The sequence below is a fragment of the Kitasatospora sp. YST-16 genome (genome assembly GCF_026802215.1).
GTDB lineage: Bacteria > Actinomycetota > Actinomycetes > Streptomycetales > Streptomycetaceae > Kitasatospora > Kitasatospora cineracea.
The window spans coordinates 3,722,038-3,743,829 of sequence record NZ_CP113837.1; the positions used below are offsets into that span (position 1 = coordinate 3,722,038).

The window sequence follows — 21,792 nt, forward strand, 5'->3', positions numbered from 1 at the left end:
AATTGCCGGGCCGGTCCGGGCGGCGGACCATGGTGATCATGAATCACCAGATGCGCGCCGAGACCGACCCGACCGGTGCCACGGACTCCGTGGTCAGCTGGCACATCGTCCGCGACGCGAACCTCGTCGCCCTGTGCGGCAAGGAACTCGTCGACGGCGCCCCCGTCCAGGACGCCGCCCGCTGGACCCTGGACCCCGACCACAACTGCCACACCTGCGGGGCGCTCTTCCTCCGCGAGACCCCGTACCTCCCGGACGAGCACACCGGCTGACGGCGGCCCCGGCGGGCGCCTCGACCCGTCCCGCCACGGCCGGACGCCGCGGACCGCCCGCCGCCTGCTCGGCCGCCCCGCGACCGGATGACCGACCCCCCTCGGGCCGGGCCGCCGACCGTCCCTCCGAGACTGTACGAACGGTCGCGCTAATATCTCGCCCATGGCAGCTACCGCACTCGTGCGCACCGCGCTGAACGCCACCTCCCGGATCGCCACCGCCCCGCCCGGCCGGGTGGCCTTCGAACTCTTCCGGAACCCGCTCCTGCGCGGCCGGGTCCGCCCCGCCGAACGCGCCCTGCACGAGCGCGCCACCACCGGGGAACTGGTGGTCAACGGCAAGCGGGCGCGGGTCTACCACTGGGGCGACGGCCGCCGCCCGGTGCTGCTGGTGCACGGCTGGCGCTCCCGGGCGTCCCGCTTCACCCCGTACGTGCGCGGGCTGCTCGACCTCGGGCTGAGCCCGGTCGCCTTCGACGCGCCCGGCCACGGCGACTCCGCGGGGCGGGCCACCACGATCCTGGAGTACCGCGAGCTGATCGGCCGGCTCGCCGAACGGCACGGCCCGTTCGAGGGCGCCGTCGCGCACTCCTTCGGCACCTGCTGCACCCTGCTGGCGATGGCCGAGGGCGTCCCCGTCGAGCGCCTGGTCGCCGTCGCCGGAGTCGCCGAATTCGCCTACCTGGTGGACGGGTTCAGCACCGTCCTGGGCCTGAACGACCGCCTCCGGGCAGACCTCGTCCGGCGGATCGAACGCGTCCTGCTGCCCGGCGCCGGGGACATCTGGCAGCGCTTCGACGCCACCCGCCGCCCCGAACTGGTCACCGCGCCGATCCTGGTGGTGCACGACGAGGACGACGACGTCGTCCCGCTCCGCCAGGCGCACCTGCTGCGGGCCGCGTACGGCGAGCGGCAGCTGCGCCTGCTCACCACCCGAGGCCTGGGCCACAGCCGGGTGCTGGTCGAACCGGCGGTGGTCGACAACGCGCTGGCCTTCCTCACCGCACCGCGCCCGCCGGCACTGGAACTCGCCCGGGTGCCGACCGGTCCCGCCGCGCCGCCGGCCGACTGACGGGGCGTCGGAAGGACGTGACGGGGCGTCGGGAACGCCGGCCGGCCGGCCCCGCGCGGTGGGCGCGGGACCGGCCGTCCGGGACTTCCGGCGGGCGGACGGCCGCTCAGCCGCCGCTCTTGCGGCGGAAGGTGCGCTTGCCGCCGGCCGCGCCGTGGGCGCCGTGGATCTTCGAGTCGCCGCCGGGACCGCCGGCCGAGCCGCGGTTCCCGTTGCCCTTGCGCTGCAGCGCGGCCAGGAACTTGGCCTTCTGGTCCTCCGGGGCGGCCTCGGTGCCGGCGCCGGCGTCGGTGGCGGCCTCCGGCGCGGGCTCGGCGGCCGGGGGGGTGTCGCTGCTCATTCGGGACCTCCTGGACGGGAGCGGGTGTACTAGGAGCACACCCTGCCATGCCGACCGGGGGTGCTGTCAGCCGATATCGCCCCCGTCAGCCCCGGCGCGCCGCGCCGTGCGGGTGCGTCCGCTCGTCGCGGTACTGCAGGCCGCCCATCATGAACAGCAGGGTGAGGACCGGGAAGCCGATCGAGGCGATCACCAGGACGAAGAACTGCCAGACCATGGGGTGCTCCTGTTGCCGGGGCCGGCGGCCGGGGGCCGGGCCGGGGACACTGCGACTGATTGGCATACCTTCGCACCATTATGTCCGAATCATCCGCGAAGGGATCACGGTCGCCCCCCTGTTCGGGGCCGGGCCCCGGCCGCAGACTGGTGGGCATGCGGGTAGAGCTGGCAGTCGACGCGCGCCGCCCCGACCGGGCCAACGAGGACTTCGCGGCCGCCACCCCGGAGGCCCTGGTCCTCCTGGACGGCTCCAGCGCCCCGGACACCCTCCGGTCCGGCTGCACCCACGGCATCGCCTGGTACGTCCGCCGCCTCGGCGTCCACCTGCTCACCAGGCTCACCGACCGCACCGACCGCCCGATGGCCGACTGCCTGGCCGACGCCATCGCCGAGACCGCCGCCCTGCACGGCGGCACCTGCGACCTCGCCAACCCGGCCACCCCCGCCGCCATGGTGGTCGCCGCCCGGCTGCGCGGCGACACCCTGGAGTACCTGGCGCTCGGCGACTCCCTGCTGGTGCTCCACCTCAAGGACGGCCCGCCCCGGGTGATCGGCGACAACCAGCGCTTCCCCGGCGGCGAGGCGCTGCGCCGCCAGATCTGGTCCACCGTCCCGGGCACCGCCGAACGCGCCGCGCTCTACCTGCGGTACGCGATCGCCGTCCGGGCCGCCCGCAACACCGGCCGCGGCCCGTGGATCGCCGCCGCCACCCCGCACGCCGCCCAGCACGCCGAGACCGGCGCCGTCGCCCGCACCGACCTGCACGGCGTGGCCGCCCTCTCCGACGGCGCCGCCCGCTACACCGACCGCCTGGAACTCGGCAGTTGGGCCGACGCCCTCCGCCTGCTCGCGGAGGACGGCCCCGCCGAACTGATCGCCCAGGTCCGGGCCGCCGAACGCAGCGACGCCGCCTGCCTGCGCTGGCCCCGCGGCAAGGCCCACGACGACGCCGCCGCGCTCTACGCCCGGCTCTGACCGGCCGTCAGCCCCGGCCGTCAGTCCCGGCCGTCAGCCCCGGCCGTCCGCCACGAACACCGCCCGCCGCGCCGACCCGTCCGGCGCGGTGTACCCGGCCACCACCTCGCCCGCCGCGGGCTCCCCGGCCGGCTCCAGCACCCGGCGCACCACCGGCACGGCCCCGGCCGCCACCGGCGCCACCGCCACGCCCTCGTCCACCGTGTCGCTCTCGCTCTGCATCTGCGGCACCGCCTCCCCGTGCAGCAGCCGCGCCAACTGCTCCCGCACCACCGGGTCCTGCGCCCCGTCGTAGAACCAGCGCTTGCCCAGCACCCCGTGCTCCGCCGTCCCGATCAGCGCCCCCGCCGGCGCCCCCTCCAGCGGAGCCGCCCGGTACGCCATCGGCACCAGGTAGGCGTCCCGTCCGTCCGCCACCACCATCAGCTCGATCCCCACCTCGCCCGCCGGGTCGTCCAGCCGGAACCCGCCGGCCCGCACCAGCTCCCCGCCCCCCGCCCGGAACCACTCCTGCTCCGGCAGCCACCCCGCCAGCAGCTCCAGCTTGCCCGGCTCCAAAGTGGTGCGGTGAATCGTCGCCATGCCGTCCTCCGGTTCGGTAGTTGACCGTCGCCCATCCTCAACTCCCCGCCCCGCGCCCCCGATTCCCCACCGCCCGATCCTCACCCCCTCAACCCGCGCACCCCCGGGCGGTAGCGTGGCGGTCGGAACGGACCAGGGGAGGACGGCGTGGGGATCAAGCAGGTCGGCGAGGGGGCCGGACGGCGGGCCGGGGCCGCGCTGGGATCGGTGTCGGGGGCCGTGACGGGGGCGGTGGCCTCGGCCCGGGCCAGGGCCGGTTCGGACTGGGCGCGGCGGGCGCTGGAGACGCACCCGAAGCCGGGAGTGCCGCTGACGGAGGAGTGGGAGGTCTCGCTGGCCGGGCTGGTCGGCCGGCTCCCGCACGTCCCGGGCCCGGCGGTGCGGCTGCTGCACCTGCTGGACGGCCTCGGCCAGGTCGCGGTCGGCCCCGAGGAGCTCGGCTTCGACGGGGAGTCGGTGGCCTGGGGCAAGGTGCTGGAGATCCGCTGCCACAGCACCGTCGACCTGCTGCCGGACGTGGTGGTCGAGCGCGAGGTGGACCGGATCCGCGAGTTCCTGCCGCCCGTCCCCGGCCGCAAGTGGCTGGTCACCAGGGCCGCCGAGGCGCTGCTCACCGTCGCGCTGGCGGCGACCGCCGCCGCCGAGCGGCAGGAGCGCTCGCTGCCCTGCGAGATCGTCGCCAAGAACCTGATCGGCCGTCCGAAGAACCTGGCCGGCGGCCTGTTCGCGGCCTCCGCGCTCACCCTGATCCCGGAGGCGGGCGAGGCGGTGCTGGCCGCCGCCCGCGAACGCGGCATCCCGGTCACCGTCGTCGACGACCCGATGACCGGCCTGCACGCCGAGCGCGCCGCCCAGCTCCGCGGCGCCACCGACCGCCTCACCGAGGCGCTGCGCCGCCTGCGCGCCGCCGACCCCGGAGCCGAGTCCGGGCCCGGCCCGGACAAGGCCGCGGCGGGCGCCACCGTGCTGGCCGAACTCGACCTGCCGCCCGCCGCGGATCCGATCTGAAGGCCGGTCAACTGCCTTTCTGCTGCCAGGGAGATCCGGTCGGTCAGCGGGTCACGGAGAAGGGCAGCTGCACGCGCTCGTCCGCCGGGCCGTCGTAGTCGGTGCCGACGACGGTCAGCCGGCCCGCGACGTTCACGATGCCGCTGGGGCGGCGTCCGCCGGCGGTGGTGCTCTGCGGGACGTCCAGCGGTTCCCAGCCGCGGTGGGTCAGGCGGGCGCCGGTCGGCCGGTAGACGCCGTCGGTGCCGGCCGCTCCGACCACGGCCACGCCGTCCTGGGTGCGGGTGAGGCCGTAGAGCCGGCCCGCGTCGATGCCGGTCTCCTGGTACGTCCAGCGGTGGCCGTCGTAGTGGGCGACGGTCGGCTTGTCGTGGTGGGACGGGCCGATCTCGGCGCCCGCCGCCCAGATGTCGTTCGGGCCGAGTGCGAGCAGTTCGGTGAGTTCGCCGGGGCGGGTGTCCAGGTCGGGCGTGGCGGCCTCGGCCCAGGAGCGGCCGTCGTAGTGCAGCAGCAGCGGGCGCGGCCAGCCGTCCTCGTTGCCGACGTTGCCGGAGGCCCAGATGTCGGTGGGGCTGTTGGCGACGACGGCGGAGAGCGTCCAGTAGTCGGTGCCGAGGTCGGGGGTCGGCACCGACTGCCAGGTCCTGCCGTCCCAGTGGTCGATGACGCCGTAGAAGGTCAGGTAGTCGTCCGGCTGGTAGTAGCCGACCGCCCACACGTCGTTCGGGTCGCCGGCCGTCGCGAACCCGGTGAGCCCGCCGCCCATGGCGTGAGCGTTCAGCGGCGCCTCCCCGGTCTGCCACTGCCCGGCGCGGTACCGGCTGACCGGGGTGGTGGTGCCCTGTCCGCTGCCGGTCACCCAGGTGCCGCCGGAGCCGTCGGAGCCGGCGGTCCGCCCCCGCACGCCGTCCGGGAGGGCGAGTTCGCGCCAGGAGCCGTCGGCGCCGTCCCGGGTGTAGGCGATCCCGACCGAGGTCCGCTCCCGGCCCTGCCCGATCGTCCGGTTGCCGAGCGCCCAGGTGCTGTGGCCGCCGACCCGGACCGGCTGGTTGAGGGCGCCCTCGCCGGCCGGGAAGGCGTCCGTCCGCCAGGTCCGGGCGTTCGCGTCCTGTGTCTGGGCGTTCTGGACCTGCGCGCCCGTCGGCGGCACGGACCGCGCGTTCGCGGGGGCGGCCGCGACCAGCAGGGCGGCGGCCAGCAGCAGGGTGGTCGTGGTGGTGCGCTGTTTCATCGGTGTCTCCTGCTTCGTCGGGTGTCGGCGGCCGTGGGCCCGCCTTGTGGGTCATGGGCATGACATGGCTGCGCCGCGGGCCGCCCGCCGTGGGCCGTCCGCCGGGCGCTCGGGGCGGTGCGCGCGGAGTCCTACTCCTCGTACGCGGGGCCGGAGAGCTGGGCCTCCTCCACCGGGTGCCGGTCGCCCTCGTCCAGCAGCGCCATGACCCGGGGCTGCTGGGCGAAGGCGACGACCTGGTCGACCGGCACCGGCGACGAGAGCCGGTTCTTCCCGTACGGCATGATCCCCACGTACACGTCGCTGCTGCCGAGCCGGAAGCTCACGCTGGTGGTGGTCAGGCCGTCGCCGTCCACCGCCCGCCAGGTGGTGCCGGTGACGGTGTCGGTCACCCGGACCCGCTTGCAGACCGAGGTCTTGACCCGTACCTCCTGTCCGACCGGGGTGTTCGTGCAAGGCCCGTCCGGCGGGCCCCCGCCGGTGTGCGGGCGCACCGAGAGCCGCAGCAGCAGGTCGCCCCGCGGGGACTCCCCGAGGTAGTCGGAGACGTGGTCGCTGAGCAGGCTGATCGAGCCGACCTCCGCCGGCAGCAGGTCGTGCAGCACGTTGGCGCTGCGCTGCCGGAAGTCCTCGATCCGCAGCCGCTCGGCCTCCGGAACCGCCGGGCCGGAGGCCGAGGGGTCGGGCGACGCGGTCGGGACGACCGTCGTGGTCGGGAAGACCCGCGGGCCGGCGGCCGGCGCCGCGGCCATCTGCAGCGGCGCGGGCCCCGCGTCCCCGCCGCTCCCGCCGCCGGTGCCGGGGAGGGCGGCCAGCCCCGTCGCGGCCAGCGCCGCCGTGCACACCGCCGCCCCGCCGACCGCCAGCCGCGCCCGCAGCCGCCGCCGGCGGCCCTCCCGCACCGCCCCTGCCGTCAGCCCGGGCGGCTCGGCCAGCTCCTCGGTGGCCCGGCCCATCGCCTCCCGGACGAAGAGCGCCCCGGGCGCCCCTTCCTGCTCCTGCACGTCCATGCTCCTTCGCGGTGTGGTGTCTCGTTCTCGGCCCGCCGGGCCCGCGCACGGGCCCACGCGGGCGGGCTCACGCGGGTGCGTACGGGCTCGGCTCGCCCAGCTGCTCGCGGAGCCGGGCCAGCGCGCGCGAGCACTGGCTCTTGACCGTGCCGGTGCTGCACCCGAGCAGGTCGGCCACGGTCTCCACGCTCAGGTCCTCCCAGTACCGCAGGACGACCATCGCCCTTGCCCGGGACGGCAGTCGGTCCAGCGCGTGGAGCAGCGTCACCCGCAGGTCGGTGTCCCCGCCCGGGGGCGACTCCTCGGGCCGGGACGCCAGCATCCCGAGCCGCCGGGCCACCGCCCGCCGGCGCTGCTCGCCCAGGAACGTCCTGGTCAGCACCGTCCGGGCGTAGGCGTCGAGGTGCTCCATCCGGGACGCCCGCCGCCAGTGCGCGAACAGCTTGGCCAGCGTCGTCTGGGCGAGGTCCTCGGCCCGGTGGGTGTCCCCGCACAGCAGGTACGCCGTCCGGTACAGCCGCCGCCCGGATCCGGCCGCGTACTCCTCGAAGCTCAACTCGTCGTGTCCGCGCATCCGCCCCTCCGGCTGCTCGCCCCTGTCATCCGTTCTCAATGCGCGGGCCCGCCGGAAGGTTGAGCCCGGAACGCGGAAAAGCCCGCCCGCGCCGTCCGGGGACGGTGCGGGGCGGGCCGGGGCGCGGCCGGCGGCTACGCCCCGCGGCCGCCCGGGGCGTGGGCGAAGGCGTGCAGCCAGGTCAGGTCGCGGTGGCCGGGGCCGTAGCGCTCCGCCTCGTGGGAGCGCTCGACGGCCGCGACCCGGAAACCGGCGCCCTCCAGCAGGGCGGTGACGCCGGCCGCGGACTGGTAGCGGTAGAACCGGGACGCGTCGCTGCTGAAGCGCTCGACGACCTCCTCCTCGCCCTCGCCCTCCTTGAACCCGGCGAACAGCGCCCCGCCGGGCACCAGCACCCGGCGGAACCCGGCCAGCGCCGCGCTCACGTCGTGGTCCTTCAGGTGCAGCAGCGTGGCCTGGCACCAGATCCCGGCGAAGTGCCCGTCGGGGAAGTCCAGTCGGCGGGCGTCCATGACCCGGAACGGCAGCTCCGGGTGCCGTTCGGCGGCCCGGGCCACGAACGCGGCCGACAGGTCCACCCCCTGCGCCCGCAGCCCCCGCGCGGCGAGCAGCCCGGTGTCCCGCCCGAACGCGCAGCCGACGTCCAGCACCCGCCCGGCCCGGTCGGGCAGCATCCCGACGAACGCGTCCAGCTCGGCCTCCGGCAGCATCCCGGCGGTCGCCCGCTCGTAGCGCCCCGGATCCCGGTCGTACGCCCGGATGGTGCCGCTCAGGTAGTCGTCCTCCGGCATCCCGCCGCCCCTTCCCCCTGCCCCCGTCCGGACCGTCCGCCCGGCACCCCTCCGAACGCCCCCGCCCCCCGCCCGGTTCCGCCCGCTACTTCTCGCAGGCGATCCCGTCCCCGTCCCGGTCGAGCGCGGAGCGGTAGCCCGGCTCCCCGCGGTGCAGCGGCGCGGCGCCGGCGGCCTTCGCCTCGGTGCAGTTCTTGTAGTACGCGGCCGCCTGCTCGGTGGTCCGGGCCGGCTCGGGCTCGCTCTCGGTCTGCACGGGCTCCGGCGTCTCCGGGGCCGGCGTCGGGGTCGGGGTCGGCGTCGGGGTCGGGCTGGGCGTCGGCTCCGGCGTGTCCCGGGTTCGCCCCCGTCGTGACCGAACCGGAAGCAAACCGTCCGACGGCACGACGACGCCCGGCCCCCTGGGAGCGGGGCCGGGCGTCGTGGTGGTGCCGGGAGGGTCAGTTCTCGTCGGCGGGGACGGTGCCGAGGCGGCCGGCCTGGAAGTCCTCCATGGCCTGCTGGAGCTCGCGGTGGCTGTTCATCACGAACGGGCCGTACCAGGCGACGGGCTCGCGGATCGGGAGGCCGCCGAGCAGGACGAACTCGAAGGTGGCGGAGCGCGAGTCCTGCTTCTCGTCGGCGCGGATGGTCAGGCTGTCGCCGTCGCCGAAGACCACGGCCTGGCCGGTGCGGAACGGCCGCCGCTCCTCGCCCGCCGAGCCGCTGCCGGCCAGACCGTACGCGAGGGCGTTGAAGTCCGCGCGCCAGGGCAGGGTGAGCTGCGCGCCGGGGGTGAGCGAGACGTGGGTCATGGTGATCGGCGTGTGGGTGGCGCCGGGCCCCTGGTGGCCGTCGACCTCGCCGGCGATGACGCGGATCAGCGCGCCGCCGTCCGCCGAGGTGAGCAGCTTGACGCTGCCGCCGCGGATGTCCTGGTACTTGGGGGTGATCATCTTGTCCGAGGCGGGCAGGTTGACCCACAGCTGCAGGCCGTGGAACAGGCCGCCGGACATCACCAGGGACTCCGGCGGGGTCTCGATGTGCAGCAGGCCGGAGCCGGCCGTCATCCACTGGGTGTCGCCGTCGGTGATGGTGCCGCCGCCGCCGTGCGAGTCACGGTGGATGAAGGTGCCGTCGATGATGTAGGTGACGGTCTCGAAGCCGCGGTGCGGGTGCCAGGGGGTGCCCTTGGGCTCACCGGCCTCGTAGTCCACCTCGCCCATCTGGTCCATCATGATGAACGGGTCGAGGAACTTGGTGTTGATCTTGGCGAAGGCGCGGCGGACGGGGAAGCCCTCGCCCTCGTAGCCCTCGGGGGCGGTGGCCACGGTGAGGACCGGCCGGGCGGTGCTGTGCACCGGGTCGGGGGTGGTGACGCGCGGCAGGGTCAGCGGGTTCTCGACGGTCACGGCGGGCATGTCGGCCTCCTTCGGCGGGTCTGTGGCCTGTGTCCACCACAGTAGTTCAATGCTCAACCACTCGCAAGGTTGAACGTTGAACTATTGGCCCGCATTCCCGCCCGGGAGGGGGCGGGGGTGGGGAGGGTCAGCCGTACATCCGGCGCATGGTGAAGTCCACCATCTGCTCGACCGCGCGGGCGTCGAACACCATCCGGTGCTCGCCCTCCATGTCGAGGGCGAAGCCGTACCCGGTGGGCAGCAGGTCGAGGACCTCGGCGCCGGTGACCGAGAAGTGCTTGGACTCCTTGCCCGCGTACCGCTTCAGCTCCTTGAGCGAGCTGAACATCGGGATCACCGGGGTCGGGGTGTTGTGCAGGGCCAGGAAGCCGGGGCGGTCGCCGCGCGGGCAGTACACCTTGGAGGTGATGAAGATGGCCTGGAAGTCCTCCACCGGCATCGCGCCGGTGGTGAAGGCGCGCACCGCGTCCGCCAGCGAGGGCGGCGAGGGTTCGGGGTAGAGCGACTGCTGGGCGGCCTGCGGGTCGCCGTACCCGGGGCCGGGCATGCCGGACATCCCCTGCTGCATCTGCTGCTGGTAGGGGTCCTGGTAGGCGCTCTGCTCGTAGCCGTACACGGGGACAAGGCTATCGGGCCGCGCCCCGCTTGGGGGCGGGTGATCCGCACAATCCCGGGCCGGGGGCCATTGTGGGACGTGACCACGTTCATACCCTGGTGACGTCCAGGGGCTTGAACAAGTTACCAACCGGTAGCATCATGGGGCGTACTGGTGGGTAAGCGGTGCGCCGGAAGCGGCCGCCCGTGGAGCAGACGAACCGGAGAAACGGTCATGGGTCACTACAAGTCCAACCTGCGGGACGTGGAGTTCAACCTCTTCGAGGTGTTCGGCCGCGACCAGGTGTACGGCACCGGTCCGTTCGCCGAGATGGACGTCGACACCGCGAAGAACATCCTCAGCGAGATCGCCCGGCTGGCCGAGAACGACCTCGCCGCCTCGTTCGTCGACGCCGACCGCAACCCGCCGGTGTTCGACCCGGAGACCAACACCGCTCCGATCCCGGAGACCTTCAAGAAGAGCTACCAGACCTTCATGGACGCCGAGTGGTGGCGCCTGGGCATCCCGGAGGGCATCGGCGGCCAGGTCACCCCGAACTCCCTGGTGTGGGCGTACGCGGAGCAGGTGCTCGGCTCCAACCCGGCGATCTGGATGTACTCCTCCGGCCCGGCCTTCGCCGGCGTCGTCCACGACGAGGGCACCGAGGAGCAGCAGAAGGTCGCCCAGCGCATGGTCGAGGGCCTGTGGGGCGCCACCATGGTGCTGACCGAGCCGGACGCCGGCTCCGACGTGGGCGCCGGCCGCACCAAGGCGGTCAAGCAGGAGGACGGCTCCTGGCACATCGAGGGCGTCAAGCGCTTCATCACCTCGGGCGAGCACGACATGTCCGAGAACATCATCCACCTGGTGCTGGCCCGCCCCGAGGGCGGCAAGCCGGGCACCAAGGGCCTGGGCCTGTACATCGTGCCGAAGTTCGACTTCGACTGGGAGACCGGCGAGCTCGGCGAGCGCAACGGCGTCTACGCCACCAACGTCGAGCACAAGATGGGCCTCAAGGCGTCCAACACCTGCGAGATGACCTTCGGCGCCAAGCACCCCGCCAAGGGCTGGCTGCTCGGCGAGACCGTCGACGGCATCCGCCAGATGTTCAAGATCATCGAGTTCGCCCGGATGATGGTCGGCACGAAGGCCATCGCCACCCTGTCCACCGGCTACCTGAACGCGCTGGAGTACGCCAAGGAGCGCGTGCAGGGCGCCGACCTCGCGCAGTTCATGGACAAGACCGCGCCGCGCGTCACCATCACCCACCACCCCGACGTGCGCCGCTCGCTGCTGACCCAGAAGGCGTACGCCGAGGGCATGCGCGCCCTGGTCCTCTACACCGCCTCGGTGCAGGACGACATGCTGGCCGCCCGCCTGCGCGGCGAGCACGACGCGGCCGCCGAGCGCCTGAACGACCTGCTGCTGCCGATCGTCAAGGGCTACGGCTCGGAGAAGTCCTACGAGCAGCTCGCCCAGTCCCTGCAGACCTTCGGCGGCTCCGGCTACCTGCAGGAGTACCCGATCGAGCAGTACATCCGGGACGCCAAGATCGACACCCTGTACGAGGGCACCACCGCCATCCAGGGCCAGGACTTCTTCTTCCGGAAGATCGTCAAGGACGGCGGCCAGGCGCTGACCGCCGTCAACGAGCAGATCACCAAGTTCCTCGCCACCGGCGAGGGCGGCGCCGAGCTGGCCTCCGAGCGCGACCTGCTGGCCAAGGCCGCGGGCGACCTGGAGGCCATCGTCGGCAAGCTGATCGCCGACCTGTCGGCCGTCGAGGCGGACGTCAAGAACATGTACAAGGTGGGCCAGAACACCACCCGCCTGCTGCTGGTCTCCGGCGACGTGGTGGTCGGCTGGCTGCTGCTGCGCCAGGCCGCCGTCGCGCTGGCCAAGCTGGAGGCCGGCGCCTCCGAGAAGGACGTCCCGTTCTACCGGGGCAAGGTCGCCGCCGCGAAGCACTTCGCCCGCACCGTGCTGCCGACCACCGCCGCGCAGCGCCAGATCGCCGAGAACGTCGACAACGAGCTGATGGAGCTGGCCGAAGAGGCGTTCTGACCCGGCGTCCGGCACAGGACCGCCCGACCCACCCTCACCCCGCGGGGCCCGGTACTGCACCGGGCCCCGCGGTGTCGTTCCGGGCCCCGCGCGGCGCCCTCCGTGGCGTTGGGTCGCGGCCCGTTCACCGTTGTGTCACCGTTGCGGACTTGCCGCGGCCCTGTCCGTGTACGGGCATATGCTCAGGGGGCGGACCCGCAACCCCAACCGGCCCGTCCCGCCCTCTACCCAGGAGCAAAATGTCGACCGCCGCCCGAACGGCCCACTTCGACCGGAAGCACACGGACGACCTCATCGCCTTCCTCGCCGCCTCCCCCTCGCCGTACCACGCGGTGGCGAGCGCGGCCGAGCGGCTGGAGCGGGTCGGCTTCCGCCGGGTCAGCGAGACGGACGCCTGGGACGGCGGCAGCGGGGGCCGCTACCTGGTGCGCGGGGGCGCGCTGGTCGCCTGGTACGTGCCGGAGAACGCGACGGCCGCCACCCCCTACCGGGTGGTCGGCACCCACACCGACTCGCCGAACCTGCGGGTCAAGCCCGTCCCCGACACCAGCTCGGCCGGCTGGCGGCAGGTCGCCGTGGAGATCTACGGCGGCGTCCCGCTCAACACCTGGCTCGACCGGGACCTCGGGCTCTCCGGCCGGCTCGCGCTGCGCGACGGCACCACCCGGCTGGTGCACCTGGACGAGCCGCTGCTGCGCGTCCCGCAGCTGGCCATCCACCTCGACCGCGGGGTCAACGACGGCCTCAAGCTCGACCGCCAGCGCCACCTGACGCCGATCTGGGGAATCGGCGGCACCACCGAGGGCGCCCTGCTCGAGTACGTCGCGGACAAGGCCGGCCTGGCCGCCGCCGACATCGCCGGCTGGGACCTGATGGCGCACGACGTGCAGCCGCCCGCCTACCTGGGCCGCGACCGCGAACTGCTGGCCGGGCCCCGGCTGGACAACCAGCTGTCCGTGCACGCCGCCACCGCCGCGCTGGCCGCCGTCGCCGAGGCCGGCGGCGAACTGCCGTACATCCCGGTGCTGGCCGCCTTCGACCACGAGGAGACCGGCAGCGAGTCCGACACCGGTGCGCAGAGCCCGCTGCTCGGCAACGTGCTGGAGCGCTCCTGCCACGCCCGCGGCGGCACCCTGGAGGACCGCGCCCGCGCGCTGGCCGGCACCGTCTGCCTCTCCTCCGACATGGGCCACGCCGTGCACCCCAACTACAGCGAGCGGCACGAGCCCGGCCACCACCCGATGCCCAACGGCGGCCCGATCCTCAAGGTCAACGTCAACAACCGGTACGCCACCGACGGCGTCGGCCGGGCGGTGTTCGCCGCCGCCTGCGAGAAGGCCGGCGTGCCGTGGCAGTCCTTCGTCTCCAACAACGCGATGCCCTGCGGCACCACGATCGGCCCGATCACCGCGGCCCGGCTCGGCATCACCACCGTGGACTGCGGCATCGCCGCGCTGTCCATGCACTCCGCCCGCGAGCTGTGCGGCGCCGAGGACCCGCACTACCTGGCGAGCGCGATCAAGGCGTTCCTGGAGGGCTGAGGCCCTACGGGGTGCGGGCCCGCGGCCCGCACCCCGCGCCCGCTCACTCCATCCCGGCCAGCACCAGCGGCAGCCGGCTCGTGCCGCCCGCCACCAGCCGCACCGGCACGCCCCAGTCCTGCTGGTGCACGTGGCAGGCCGGGTACTCGATCTCCGGGTCGTCGTCGCAGGACGCCGCCATCGCCGAGACGTGCAGCACGCCCTCGGCCACCTCGCCGGAGAGCACCAGTTCGCGGCTCAGCGCGCTGTCCGCGCCCGCGCCCGACACCAGCAGCTCCGGCGGGGTCGCGCTGACCAGCAGCCGGGTCGACGGGCCGTAGCGCTCGTCCAGCTTCTGGCCGGTCGGCGCGGAGAACACCACGTCCAACTGCAGCGCCCCCGGGGCGACCTCGGTGGCGGCCCGCTGCGTGCGGTGCGCGACCGCCTCGACCCGGACCGCCTCCTCGGGCAGCCGCAGCCTGGTCAGCCGGTGCCGGGCCGACTCCACCACCACGATGTCGCCGTCCACCACCACCGCGCCGGACGGCTCGCGCAGGTCGGTCGCCAGCGTGCTGACCTCGCCGGACGCCGGGTCGTAGCGGCGCAGCGCGTGGTTGTAGGTGTCGCTGACCGCCACCGAGCCGTCCGGCAGCACCGTCACGCCCAGCGGGTGCTGCAGCAGGGCCTGTCCGGCCGCGCCGTCCCGGTGCCCGAAGTCGAACAGGCCGGTGCCGACGGCGGTTCGCACCTCGTGGGTTCCACGTGAAACCCAGCGCAGCGCGGAGGTCTCCGAGTCGGCCACCCACAGCCGCCCGCCGTCGGCGGACACCGCCAGGCCGGACGGCTGGGCGAACCACGCCTCGTCGGCCGGGCCGTCCACCAGGCCCTCGTTGGTGGTGCCCGCCGCGACGGAGACCGTCCCGGCCGCCGGGTCGAAGGACCACAGCTGGTGCACGCCCGCCATGGCGATCCACACCCGGCCGTCGAAGAACGCCACGTCCCACGGCGAGGACAGGTCCACCTCGCGGGCCGCCCCCGAGGTCGGCGAACCCTGCCACCACTGCTTCCCGGTGCCCGCCAGCGTGGTCACGCTGCCGTCCGCCAGCCGCACCCCGCGCAGCGCGTGGTTCACGGTGTCGGCCACCACCACGTCGTAGCCCAGCTCCGGCGCCAGCCCGGCCGGGACCAGCGCGAGGCCCTGCGGCTCGCTGAACCGCGGCTCCGGGCCGTCCACCAGCCCGCGCACGCCGTCGCCGATCCGCCGCAGCACCGTCTCGCCGTCCGCGTCCAGCTCCACCAGCGAGTGGTGCCCCGAGTCGGCCACCAGGTAGTGCCCGTCCGGCAGCCGCACCGCCTTCCCCGGGAACCGCAGGTCACCCGCCTCCGGCTCGGGCGCCACGTACGGCCCGTCGCCGCGCCGCAGCGTCCCCTTCGCCGCGTGCTCGGCCTCCAGCTCCTCCACCAGCTTCGCGATCGCGTGAGCGTGCCCCTCCCCGGCATGCTGCGCGACCACGTACCCCTCCGGGTCGATCACCACCAGCGTCGGCCAGGCCCGCACCGCGTACTGCTTCCACGTCACCAGCTCCGGGTCGTCCAACACCGGATGGTGCACCTCGTACCGGGCCACCGCGTCCACCACCGCCCGGTGGTCCGCCTCGTGGACGAACTTCGGCGAGTGCACGCCGACGATCACCACGGTGTCCCGGTGCTTCTCCTCCAACTCCCGGAGCTCGTCCAGGACGTGGAGGCAGTTGATGCAGCAGAAGGTCCAGAAGTCCGCGATCACGATCTTGCCGCGGAAGTCCACCAGCGACAGGTCCTTGCCGCCGGTGTTCAGCCATCCGCCCTTGCCCACCAGTTCGGGGGCGCGGACGCGTGCACGAGAAGTCATGACCCCAGTCAACCTCATCGGACCGGGGCGGCATTCCGCGCGGATCGCGGCAGGCCGACCGGCACGTCCTCCAGGTGCGTCGGCCGAGGCCACTGCGGGCTCCGGGCCCAGGCCCGGGCCGCTGGGCAAAGCCTTCCCGAGCCTTCCGAGGAGCGCGGGCGAGGGCGGCGGCCGCGTTTTCCGGAAGGGTTTCCGGCCCCCGGCCGGTTCTGGGACGATCTCCCGCTGTGGGAGACGAACAACTGATACGGCGGTGGAAGCTGGTCGACCGGGTGCACCGGACGGTCGGCCCGGTGGCGCTGCTGGGCGTGCTCTGGTGGTACCTGCGCAGCGGCGCGGACGGGTTGCAGGCCGAGGCCGGTGCGGTGACGGGCCTGTATGCGGCGGGCCTGCTCTGGGCGGGTTACCTGGCCGGGCCGGCCCGGTGGTTCGGGCTGCGGGTCGACGGCTGGTCGTTCGGCTCCGGCGCCCCCGTGCGCACCGTGCCGGGGCCGCGCGGCGGGTGGCAGCTGCGGCGGTTCCCACTGCCGATGGTGCGGCCGCTGCTGCTCGGCACCGACCCGGCGTCCGGGCCGGGACGGCTGCTGCCCGCGCTGCTGGCGTACCTGAGTGTCGCCGCGCTGGGCGGGTGTCTGCTGGACCTGGCGGGCGGGGACTTCGGCCCGGCCGCCGCGGTGGTGTGCCTGGCGGGCACGGTGGCGCCGGCGCTGATGCTGGTCGTGCTGCACACGACGTCCGCGGCCGTGCGGCTGGCTCCGGAACTGCAGGAGGTGGCGCGGACGATGCAGCGCGACGTCGCCGAGGCCCGCCGCCTGCTGGACGCCCTGCCGCCCAGCACCGCCGCCGGGGGGATCGGCCTGAGCGTGCTGCTGGCCGAGGGCCGCTACCGCGAACTCGCCGACCGGGCCGCGGAGTCGACCGCCCGGGCGGGCGGCGCCATGGACCTGCTGCAGGCCCGGGCCCTGGCCTACCTGGACGAGACCGGTGCCGCCGACGACGCCGACCGCGCAGCCTTCCACGCCCTGTACCGTGCCGCCCTCCGCACTCCGCGCAGCCTGCGCGCGGGCAGCGACCTGCCCGCCCTGTACGAACTCGCCCGGAACCACCCGGGGTTGGCAATCGACGAGGCCCGCTCGGCGGCCGCCGTCGGCAGCACCCCGCTGCGCCGCAGCGCGGCGTACGCGACCCTGGCCCTGGCCTTCCACCGCGCCGGACGCCCCGAAGAGGCCCGTGCGGCCCTGGAATCGGCCCGCCGGACCGGCCCGGCGACCGCCCGACTGGACTTCCTGACCGGCCTGCTGGCCGCGCCCGAGCCCGCACCCGCTCCCGAACTCCGGACCTAGACCCCCGCCGCCCCCGCGCGGGCCGCGCAGTCGCGGGCCAGGGCGACGGCCGCGTCCAGGTGGGCGTGGTCGGCGGGGCCGAGGGTCGGGTTGGCGGCGCGGCGGGCCCGGGCCGCGGCCAGCTGGTGGTCGGGGACGGGCGGCAGGGCGCGCAGCAGCGGGACCAGGATCGCGGGGGCGAGGGCGGCGAACTCGGGCATGCCGAGCATGGCCTGGGCGAGGACGACGGCGCTCATCGCGGTGTCCAGGGCGGGGTCGCCCTCGGTGGCGGTGTTCCAGTCGATGACGACCGGCCCGCAAGCGGTGAGCAGCACGTTCTCGGGGTGCAGGTCGAGGTGCAGCACCCGGTCGCCGGGCCGGGCGGCGGTGCGCGGCGGGACGGCGTGCAGTCGGCGCAGCAGGTCGGCGAGCAGTTGCCCGGCGGCGGCGGGCGCGAGCGCGCCGGTGGCGACGGCCTGCGCCAGGGTGGGGCCGTCCAGCCGTTCCATCAGCAGGTCGGTGGGCCGCTCGCCGGGCTGCGCGGCCGGTACGGGGTAGCCGTGCCCGGCGAGGTGCGCCATCAGCTCGGCCTCGCCCCGCGCGTCGGTCCCGTCGCGGTAGCGGCGCAGCACCCGCCCGTCGGGCAGCGCGAAGACGTCCGCGGTACGGCCGGTGCCGAGCAGCTCGCCCGTCCCCGCCTCCGCCCCCGTCCCCGCTTCCGCCCCCGTCCCGTCCGGGCCGCCGTTCCCCTCGGCCATGCCGACCTCCGTCTCCCGGTCTCCCCGGCTCCGCCCCCGGCAGCCGGTGGTACGTCTAGTACGTCCGGCGCCCCGCCCCGGTTCCGTCCGCTCCCGTCCGGCCGGGCGCCGAAACCCGCATGACGCCGTCCGGCCCGCGCGCGACAATGGCCGGATGATCGCGTACGTGCCCGAGGACGATGTCGAAGTTCCGCCCGTCGTCGCCGAGTTGGCGGCCGGTGAGCCGGTCGTCGCGGTGTGGCGCAACGAGCTGCACGGCCTGACGTTCCGGCTCGGCGACGGCCCGGGCCGGCGGTTCGTGAAGTGGGCGCCGCCCGGCAGCCCGGCGGACTTCGAGGCGGAGGCCGAACGGCTGGGCTGGGCCCGGCGGTTCACCACCGTCCCGGAGGTGCTCGGCCTGGGCGGCGGCGACGGCGCGGACGGCCGCTGGCTGCTGACGGCCGGCCTGCCGGGCCGTTCCGCCGTCGACGAGCAGCTCAAGCGGGATCCGGCGACGGCCGTCCGGGCGATCGGCGAGGGCCTGCGGGCCTTCCACGAGGCGCTGCCGGTGGCCGGCTGCCCGTACGACTGGTCGGCGCCCGCCCGGGTCGCCCGGGCCGTCGAGCTGCGCCGCGACCCGGCCCACTGGCACCCGGACCTGCGCCACCACGGCAGCGTGGAGCGGGCGCTGGCGGTGCTGGCCGACCCGCCGCCGGTGGACGTCGAGGTGGTCTGCCACGGGGACGCCTGCGCGCCCAACACCCTGGTCGGCGACGACGGCCGGTTCTCCGGCCACGTCGACCTGGGCGCGCTCGGGACGGCCGACCGCTGGGCGGACCTGGCGGTGGCCTCCTGGAGCACGGTGTGGAACTACGGCCCGGGCTGGGAGCGTCCCCTGCTGGAGGCGTACGGCGTCGAGCCGGACACCGAACGCCTCGCCTACTACCGCCTGTTGTGGGACTTGACGTAGCCCCCGGTGGCACCATGGCGGGTGCCGCCCGACGGCGGGCCGGCGAGCAGACGAGGAGTCGGGGACATGGGTCGGAAGTTCGTGGTCAAGGAGCGCCTCTTCGCGGTCGGCGACGACTACTGGGTCGAGGACGAGCACGGCGAGAAGTGCTTCCTGGTGGACGGCAAGGTGCTGCGGCTCCGCGACACCTTCGAGCTGCAGGACCCGGCGGGCAACACGGTCGCCACCATCCGGGAGAAGGTGCTGACCGTCCGCGACGCGATGAAGATCGAGAACGCCGACGGGGACGTGGTGGCGACCGTCCGCAAGAAGCTGTTCACCCCGTTCCACGACAAGTACCACGTGGAGCTGGAGAACGGCGGCGAGTACGAGATCCACGGCGACCTGATCGACAAGGAGTACACGGTCAAGGGCGACGGCCACCACCTCGCCGAGGTCTCCCGCAAGTGGTTCCGGATCCGCGACACCTACGGCGTGGAGATCGCCGACGGCGTCGACGTCCCGCTGATGATCGCCGTCGCGGTCTGCCTGGACCGCCTGGTCGAGCACAACGACTGAGCCGCGACCGCTGCGACCGCCGCCGCGGCTGCCGCGACCGCCGTGGTCGTCGCGACCGCCGCGGCCCCCGGCCGCGCCCGCCCCGTGCGCTATGTTGTGCCGGTCCTCGGCACGGGGCCGGCGGTCGGACAGGCAGGAGGGGCGGGACGCATGAGCGACATCCTTCACCAGCTGGGATACGCGTCCGCGTACGGTGCGGTCGGGCTGGTCCTGCTGCTGCTCGGCGTGGTGCTGGTCGACGTGCTGACGCCCGGTGAGCTGCGTCGGCAGATCTGGATCGAGCGCAACCGGAACGCCGCCGTGGTGCTCAGTTCGGCGCTGCTGGCGATCGGCGCGATCGTGTTCACCGCGGTGATGTCGACCTACCAGGAGTTCGGCAAGGGCCTGGCGGCGTCGGCCGTGTTCGGGGTGTTCGGCCTGCTGCTGATGGCCGTCTCGTTCTGGGTGCTGGACCTGGTGACGCCGGGGAAGCTGGGCGAGCTGCTGGTCGACAGCGAGCCGCACCCGGCGGTCTGGGTGACCGCCTCCACCAACCTGGCCGTGGCCGCGATCGTCTCCGCCGCCATCTACTGACGCACCGGCGCCCCGCGTCGGCGCCCCGCACCGGACTCAGCCGGCCGCCGGGCTCAGCCGGTCGCCAGCCGCCCGGTCAGCCGGGCCTTGGCGGCGGGCCACTCGCCGGCCAGCATCGAGAAGTGCACGCTGTCGCGCCAACTGCCGTCCGGGCGCCGCTTGTTCCGCCGGAAGGTGCCCTCGTGGACGGCACCGAGCCGCCGGATCGCGTTCTGCGAGCGCTCGTTGCGGTGGTCGGTCTGCCAGGACACCCGGCCCATGCCGAGCTCCTCGAAGGCGTGCGTCAGCAGCAGCAGCTTGGCCTCGGTGTTCACCGCGGTGCGCCACACCGCGCGGGCGTACCAGGTGCCGCCGATCTCCAGCAGTTCGTTCTCGGCGTCGGCGTCGTAGTAGCAGCTCATCCCGACCGCCCGCCCGCTGCCGACCGCCACCACCGCGAACGGGACGCAGTCCGGGTCGGCCAGCCGGGTGTCCACGACCGCCGCCATGTCCGCCTCGGTGCGCGGCATCGGGACGGGGATCCACCGCCACACCTCCTCGTCCCCGCCGCCGGCCGCGAACAGGTCGGGCACGTGGGCGCGGGTCAGCGGCTCCAGCCGGACGTGCCGGCCGGACAGGGCGACGGGTGCGGGCAGCTTCGCGGTCATGCGTCCCACGGTAGGGCCAACTTTGCACCAGTAGCAAGCCATATCTGTACTAGTGCAAATGTCCCGAGCCGTGCGAAAGGCCCGGCACCCCCGCGGACGGGGACGCCGGGCCTGCCGCGGACGCCCTACAGGAAGGAGTTGACCTGGATGGTCTCGGTCCGGCCGGGGCCGACGCCGATCGCCGAGATCGGGGCGCCCGACATCTCCTCCAGCGCCTTCACGTACGCCTGCGCGTTCTTCGGCAGGTCGCCGAAGGTCTGCGCCTTCGAGATGTCCTCGGTCCAGCCGGGCAGGTTCTCGTAGATCGGCTTGGCGTGGTGGAAGTCCGACTGGTTGTACGGGAGTTCCTCGACCCGCTTGCCGTCGATCTCGTACGCCACGCAGACCGGGATCTGCTCCCAGCCGGTCAGCACGTCCAGCTTGGTGAGGAAGAAGTCGGTCAGGCCGTTGACCCGGGTCGCGTAGCGGGCGATCACCGCGTCGAACCAGCCGCAGCGCCGGTCGCGCCCGGTGGTGACGCCGCGCTCGCCGCCGATCCGGCGCAGCGCCTCGCCGTCGGCGTCCAGCAGCTCGGTCGGGAACGGGCCCGAGCCGACCCGGGTGGTGTACGCCTTCAGGATGCCGATGACCCGGTCGATCTTGGTCGGGCCGATGCCGGAGCCGGTGCAGGCGCCGCCGGAGGTCGGGTTCGACGAGGTGACGAACGGGTACGTGCCGTGGTCGACGTCCAGCAGGGTGCCCTGGCCGCCCTCCAGCAGGACGACCTTGTTCGCCTTCAGCGCCTCGTCCAGGACGAGGGTGGTGTCGGCCAGGTACGGCTTGATCTTGTCGGCGTAGCCCAGGTACTCCTCGAGCACCAGCTCGGCCGGGATCGCGCGCCGGTTGTAGAGCTTGACCAGCAGCTGGTTCTTGTCGTGCAGCGCCGCCTCGATCTTCTGGCGCAGGATCGACTCGTCGAACAGGTCCTGGACCCGGATGCCGACGCGGTTGATCTTGTCGGCGTAGGCCGGGCCGATGCCGCGGCCGGTGGTGCCGATCCGGCGCTTGCCGAGGAAGCGCTCGGTGACCTTGTCCAGCGTCCGGTGGTACGGGGTGATCAGGTGGGCGTTGCCCGAGATCAGCAGCTTCGAGGTGTCGATGCCGCGCTCGTCCAGGCCCTTGAGCTCGGAGAGCAGCACGCCCGGGTCGATCACCACGCCGTTGCCGATCACCGGCACGACGTTGGGGCTGAGGATGCCGGAAGGCAGCAGGTGCAGGGCGTACTTCTGGTCGCCGATGACCACCGTGTGACCGGCGTTGTTGCCGCCCTGGTAGCGGACGACGTAGTCGACGGAGCCGCCGAGGAGGTCGGTGGCCTTCCCCTTGCCCTCGTCTCCCCACTGGGCACCAACGAGCACGAGTGCCGGCACAGGCGTACACCCCTTCCGGTTGGGGCATCCTG

At 74.2% G+C, this 21,792-nt stretch carries 24 protein-coding genes; 10 read left to right on the forward strand and 14 right to left on the reverse strand.

The window, feature by feature from the left end; translation table 11 throughout:
* Nucleotides 1-38 precede the first annotated feature (38 nt).
* A complete protein-coding gene (locus tag OU787_RS16995; protein WP_030459277.1) occupies nucleotides 39-272 on the forward strand; it encodes a hypothetical protein in 234 nt (77 codons plus the stop codon).
* A 163-nt stretch (nucleotides 273-435) separates the two neighbouring features.
* On the forward strand, nucleotides 436-1,344 hold the full coding sequence (locus OU787_RS17000; RefSeq protein WP_268659857.1) for an alpha/beta fold hydrolase: 909 nt from the start codon (nucleotides 436-438) through the stop codon (nucleotides 1,342-1,344).
* Nucleotides 1,345-1,450: 106 nt separating this feature from the next.
* Here the strand turns inward: OU787_RS17000 and OU787_RS17005 are convergent, their stop codons facing one another.
* Both OU787_RS17005 and OU787_RS17010 read right to left on the reverse strand, forming a co-directional pair.
* A complete protein-coding gene (locus OU787_RS17005; RefSeq protein WP_030459275.1) occupies nucleotides 1,451-1,684 on the reverse strand; it encodes a DUF5302 domain-containing protein in 234 nt (77 codons plus the stop codon).
* A gap of 85 nt (nucleotides 1,685-1,769) precedes the next feature.
* The gene (locus tag OU787_RS17010) at nucleotides 1,770-1,901 is read right to left on the reverse strand and encodes a hypothetical protein (protein WP_255358057.1); all 132 of its coding nucleotides are present in this window, start codon (nucleotides 1,899-1,901) and stop codon (nucleotides 1,770-1,772) included.
* A 155-nt stretch (nucleotides 1,902-2,056) separates the two neighbouring features.
* Here OU787_RS17010 and OU787_RS17015 point away from each other — a divergent pair, with 155 nt between their 5' ends.
* A complete protein-coding gene (locus tag OU787_RS17015) occupies nucleotides 2,057-2,878 on the forward strand; it encodes an integrase (protein ID WP_268659858.1) in 822 nt (273 codons plus the stop codon).
* Between the two features lie 33 nt (nucleotides 2,879-2,911).
* Here the strand turns inward: OU787_RS17015 and OU787_RS17020 are convergent, their stop codons facing one another.
* Nucleotides 2,912-3,460: a maltokinase N-terminal cap-like domain-containing protein gene (locus OU787_RS17020; RefSeq protein WP_268659859.1), complete on the reverse strand. Its 549-nt coding sequence runs from the start codon at nucleotides 3,458-3,460 to the stop codon at nucleotides 2,912-2,914.
* 147 nt (nucleotides 3,461-3,607) lie between these two features.
* Between OU787_RS17020 and OU787_RS17025 the strand changes: the two genes are divergently transcribed.
* Nucleotides 3,608-4,468 (forward strand): hypothetical protein, encoded by an 861-nt coding sequence (locus OU787_RS17025; protein WP_268659860.1) that lies wholly within the window; start codon nucleotides 3,608-3,610, stop codon nucleotides 4,466-4,468.
* A gap of 43 nt (nucleotides 4,469-4,511) precedes the next feature.
* Here the strand turns inward: OU787_RS17025 and OU787_RS17030 are convergent, their stop codons facing one another.
* From OU787_RS17030 to OU787_RS17060, 7 genes are all read right to left on the reverse strand, one after another.
* Nucleotides 4,512-5,699 (reverse strand): hypothetical protein, encoded by a 1,188-nt coding sequence (locus tag OU787_RS17030; protein ID WP_268659861.1) that lies wholly within the window; start codon nucleotides 5,697-5,699, stop codon nucleotides 4,512-4,514.
* A gap of 131 nt (nucleotides 5,700-5,830) precedes the next feature.
* Nucleotides 5,831-6,703, reverse strand: coding sequence for a hypothetical protein (locus OU787_RS17035; protein ID WP_268659862.1), 873 nt, complete (start codon nucleotides 6,701-6,703; stop codon nucleotides 5,831-5,833).
* Nucleotides 6,704-6,776: 73 nt separating this feature from the next.
* Nucleotides 6,777-7,283, reverse strand: coding sequence for a SigE family RNA polymerase sigma factor (locus OU787_RS17040; protein ID WP_268659863.1), 507 nt, complete (start codon nucleotides 7,281-7,283; stop codon nucleotides 6,777-6,779).
* Between the two features lie 134 nt (nucleotides 7,284-7,417).
* Entirely contained in the window at nucleotides 7,418-8,074 is a 657-nt protein-coding gene (locus OU787_RS17045; RefSeq protein ID WP_051816757.1) for a class I SAM-dependent methyltransferase, read from the reverse strand.
* An 85-nt stretch (nucleotides 8,075-8,159) separates the two neighbouring features.
* Complete coding sequence (locus tag OU787_RS17050) at nucleotides 8,160-8,330, reverse strand: excalibur calcium-binding domain-containing protein (protein WP_268659864.1); 171 nt, start codon at nucleotides 8,328-8,330, stop codon at nucleotides 8,160-8,162.
* 184 nt (nucleotides 8,331-8,514) lie between these two features.
* Nucleotides 8,515-9,474 (reverse strand): pirin family protein, encoded by a 960-nt coding sequence (locus tag OU787_RS17055; protein WP_268659865.1) that lies wholly within the window; start codon nucleotides 9,472-9,474, stop codon nucleotides 8,515-8,517.
* A 127-nt stretch (nucleotides 9,475-9,601) separates the two neighbouring features.
* Nucleotides 9,602-10,090 (reverse strand): SseB family protein, encoded by a 489-nt coding sequence (locus tag OU787_RS17060; RefSeq protein ID WP_030459265.1) that lies wholly within the window; start codon nucleotides 10,088-10,090, stop codon nucleotides 9,602-9,604.
* A gap of 213 nt (nucleotides 10,091-10,303) precedes the next feature.
* Between OU787_RS17060 and OU787_RS17065 the strand changes: the two genes are divergently transcribed.
* Nucleotides 10,304-12,133, forward strand: coding sequence for an acyl-CoA dehydrogenase (locus tag OU787_RS17065; protein ID WP_268659866.1), 1,830 nt, complete (start codon nucleotides 10,304-10,306; stop codon nucleotides 12,131-12,133).
* Between the two features lie 239 nt (nucleotides 12,134-12,372).
* The gene (locus tag OU787_RS17070) at nucleotides 12,373-13,674 is read left to right on the forward strand and encodes a M18 family aminopeptidase (protein WP_268659867.1); all 1,302 of its coding nucleotides are present in this window, start codon (nucleotides 12,373-12,375) and stop codon (nucleotides 13,672-13,674) included.
* Between the two features lie 43 nt (nucleotides 13,675-13,717).
* Here OU787_RS17070 and OU787_RS17075 read toward each other — a convergent pair whose 3' ends face one another.
* Entirely contained in the window at nucleotides 13,718-15,544 is a 1,827-nt protein-coding gene (locus tag OU787_RS17075; protein ID WP_268659868.1) for an NHL domain-containing thioredoxin family protein, read from the reverse strand.
* Nucleotides 15,545-15,771: 227 nt separating this feature from the next.
* On the opposite strand from OU787_RS17075, the gene OU787_RS17080 reads away from it, so the two are divergent.
* Complete coding sequence (locus OU787_RS17080; RefSeq protein WP_268659869.1) at nucleotides 15,772-16,887, forward strand: hypothetical protein; 1,116 nt, start codon at nucleotides 15,772-15,774, stop codon at nucleotides 16,885-16,887.
* On the opposite strand, the gene OU787_RS17085 is transcribed toward OU787_RS17080, so the two are convergent.
* Nucleotides 16,884-17,624 carry a phosphotransferase gene (locus tag OU787_RS17085; protein ID WP_268659870.1) on the reverse strand — a complete coding sequence of 247 codons (741 nt, stop codon included), beginning with the start codon at nucleotides 17,622-17,624 and terminating at the stop codon, nucleotides 16,884-16,886. The genes OU787_RS17080 and OU787_RS17085 overlap by 4 nt on opposite strands.
* Nucleotides 17,625-17,778: 154 nt before the next feature.
* On the opposite strand from OU787_RS17085, the gene OU787_RS17090 reads away from it, so the two are divergent.
* The 3 genes from OU787_RS17090 (at nucleotide 17,779) to OU787_RS17100 (ending at nucleotide 19,704) form a co-directional block, all read left to right on the forward strand.
* Entirely contained in the window at nucleotides 17,779-18,573 is a 795-nt protein-coding gene (locus OU787_RS17090) for an aminoglycoside 3'-phosphotransferase (protein WP_268659871.1), read from the forward strand.
* 66 nt (nucleotides 18,574-18,639) lie between these two features.
* Nucleotides 18,640-19,131 (forward strand): LURP-one-related/scramblase family protein, encoded by a 492-nt coding sequence (locus OU787_RS17095; RefSeq protein WP_030918485.1) that lies wholly within the window; start codon nucleotides 18,640-18,642, stop codon nucleotides 19,129-19,131.
* A gap of 150 nt (nucleotides 19,132-19,281) precedes the next feature.
* Nucleotides 19,282-19,704: a DUF350 domain-containing protein gene (locus OU787_RS17100; protein WP_268659872.1), complete on the forward strand. Its 423-nt coding sequence runs from the start codon at nucleotides 19,282-19,284 to the stop codon at nucleotides 19,702-19,704.
* A gap of 53 nt (nucleotides 19,705-19,757) precedes the next feature.
* Here OU787_RS17100 and OU787_RS17105 read toward each other — a convergent pair whose 3' ends face one another.
* Both OU787_RS17105 and OU787_RS17110 read right to left on the reverse strand, forming a co-directional pair.
* Entirely contained in the window at nucleotides 19,758-20,351 is a 594-nt protein-coding gene (locus tag OU787_RS17105; protein WP_268659873.1) for a GNAT family N-acetyltransferase, read from the reverse strand.
* Between the two features lie 125 nt (nucleotides 20,352-20,476).
* Nucleotides 20,477-21,760 carry an adenylosuccinate synthase gene (locus tag OU787_RS17110; protein ID WP_030459255.1) on the reverse strand — a complete coding sequence of 428 codons (1,284 nt, stop codon included), beginning with the start codon at nucleotides 21,758-21,760 and terminating at the stop codon, nucleotides 20,477-20,479.
* Nucleotides 21,761-21,792 lie beyond the last annotated feature (32 nt).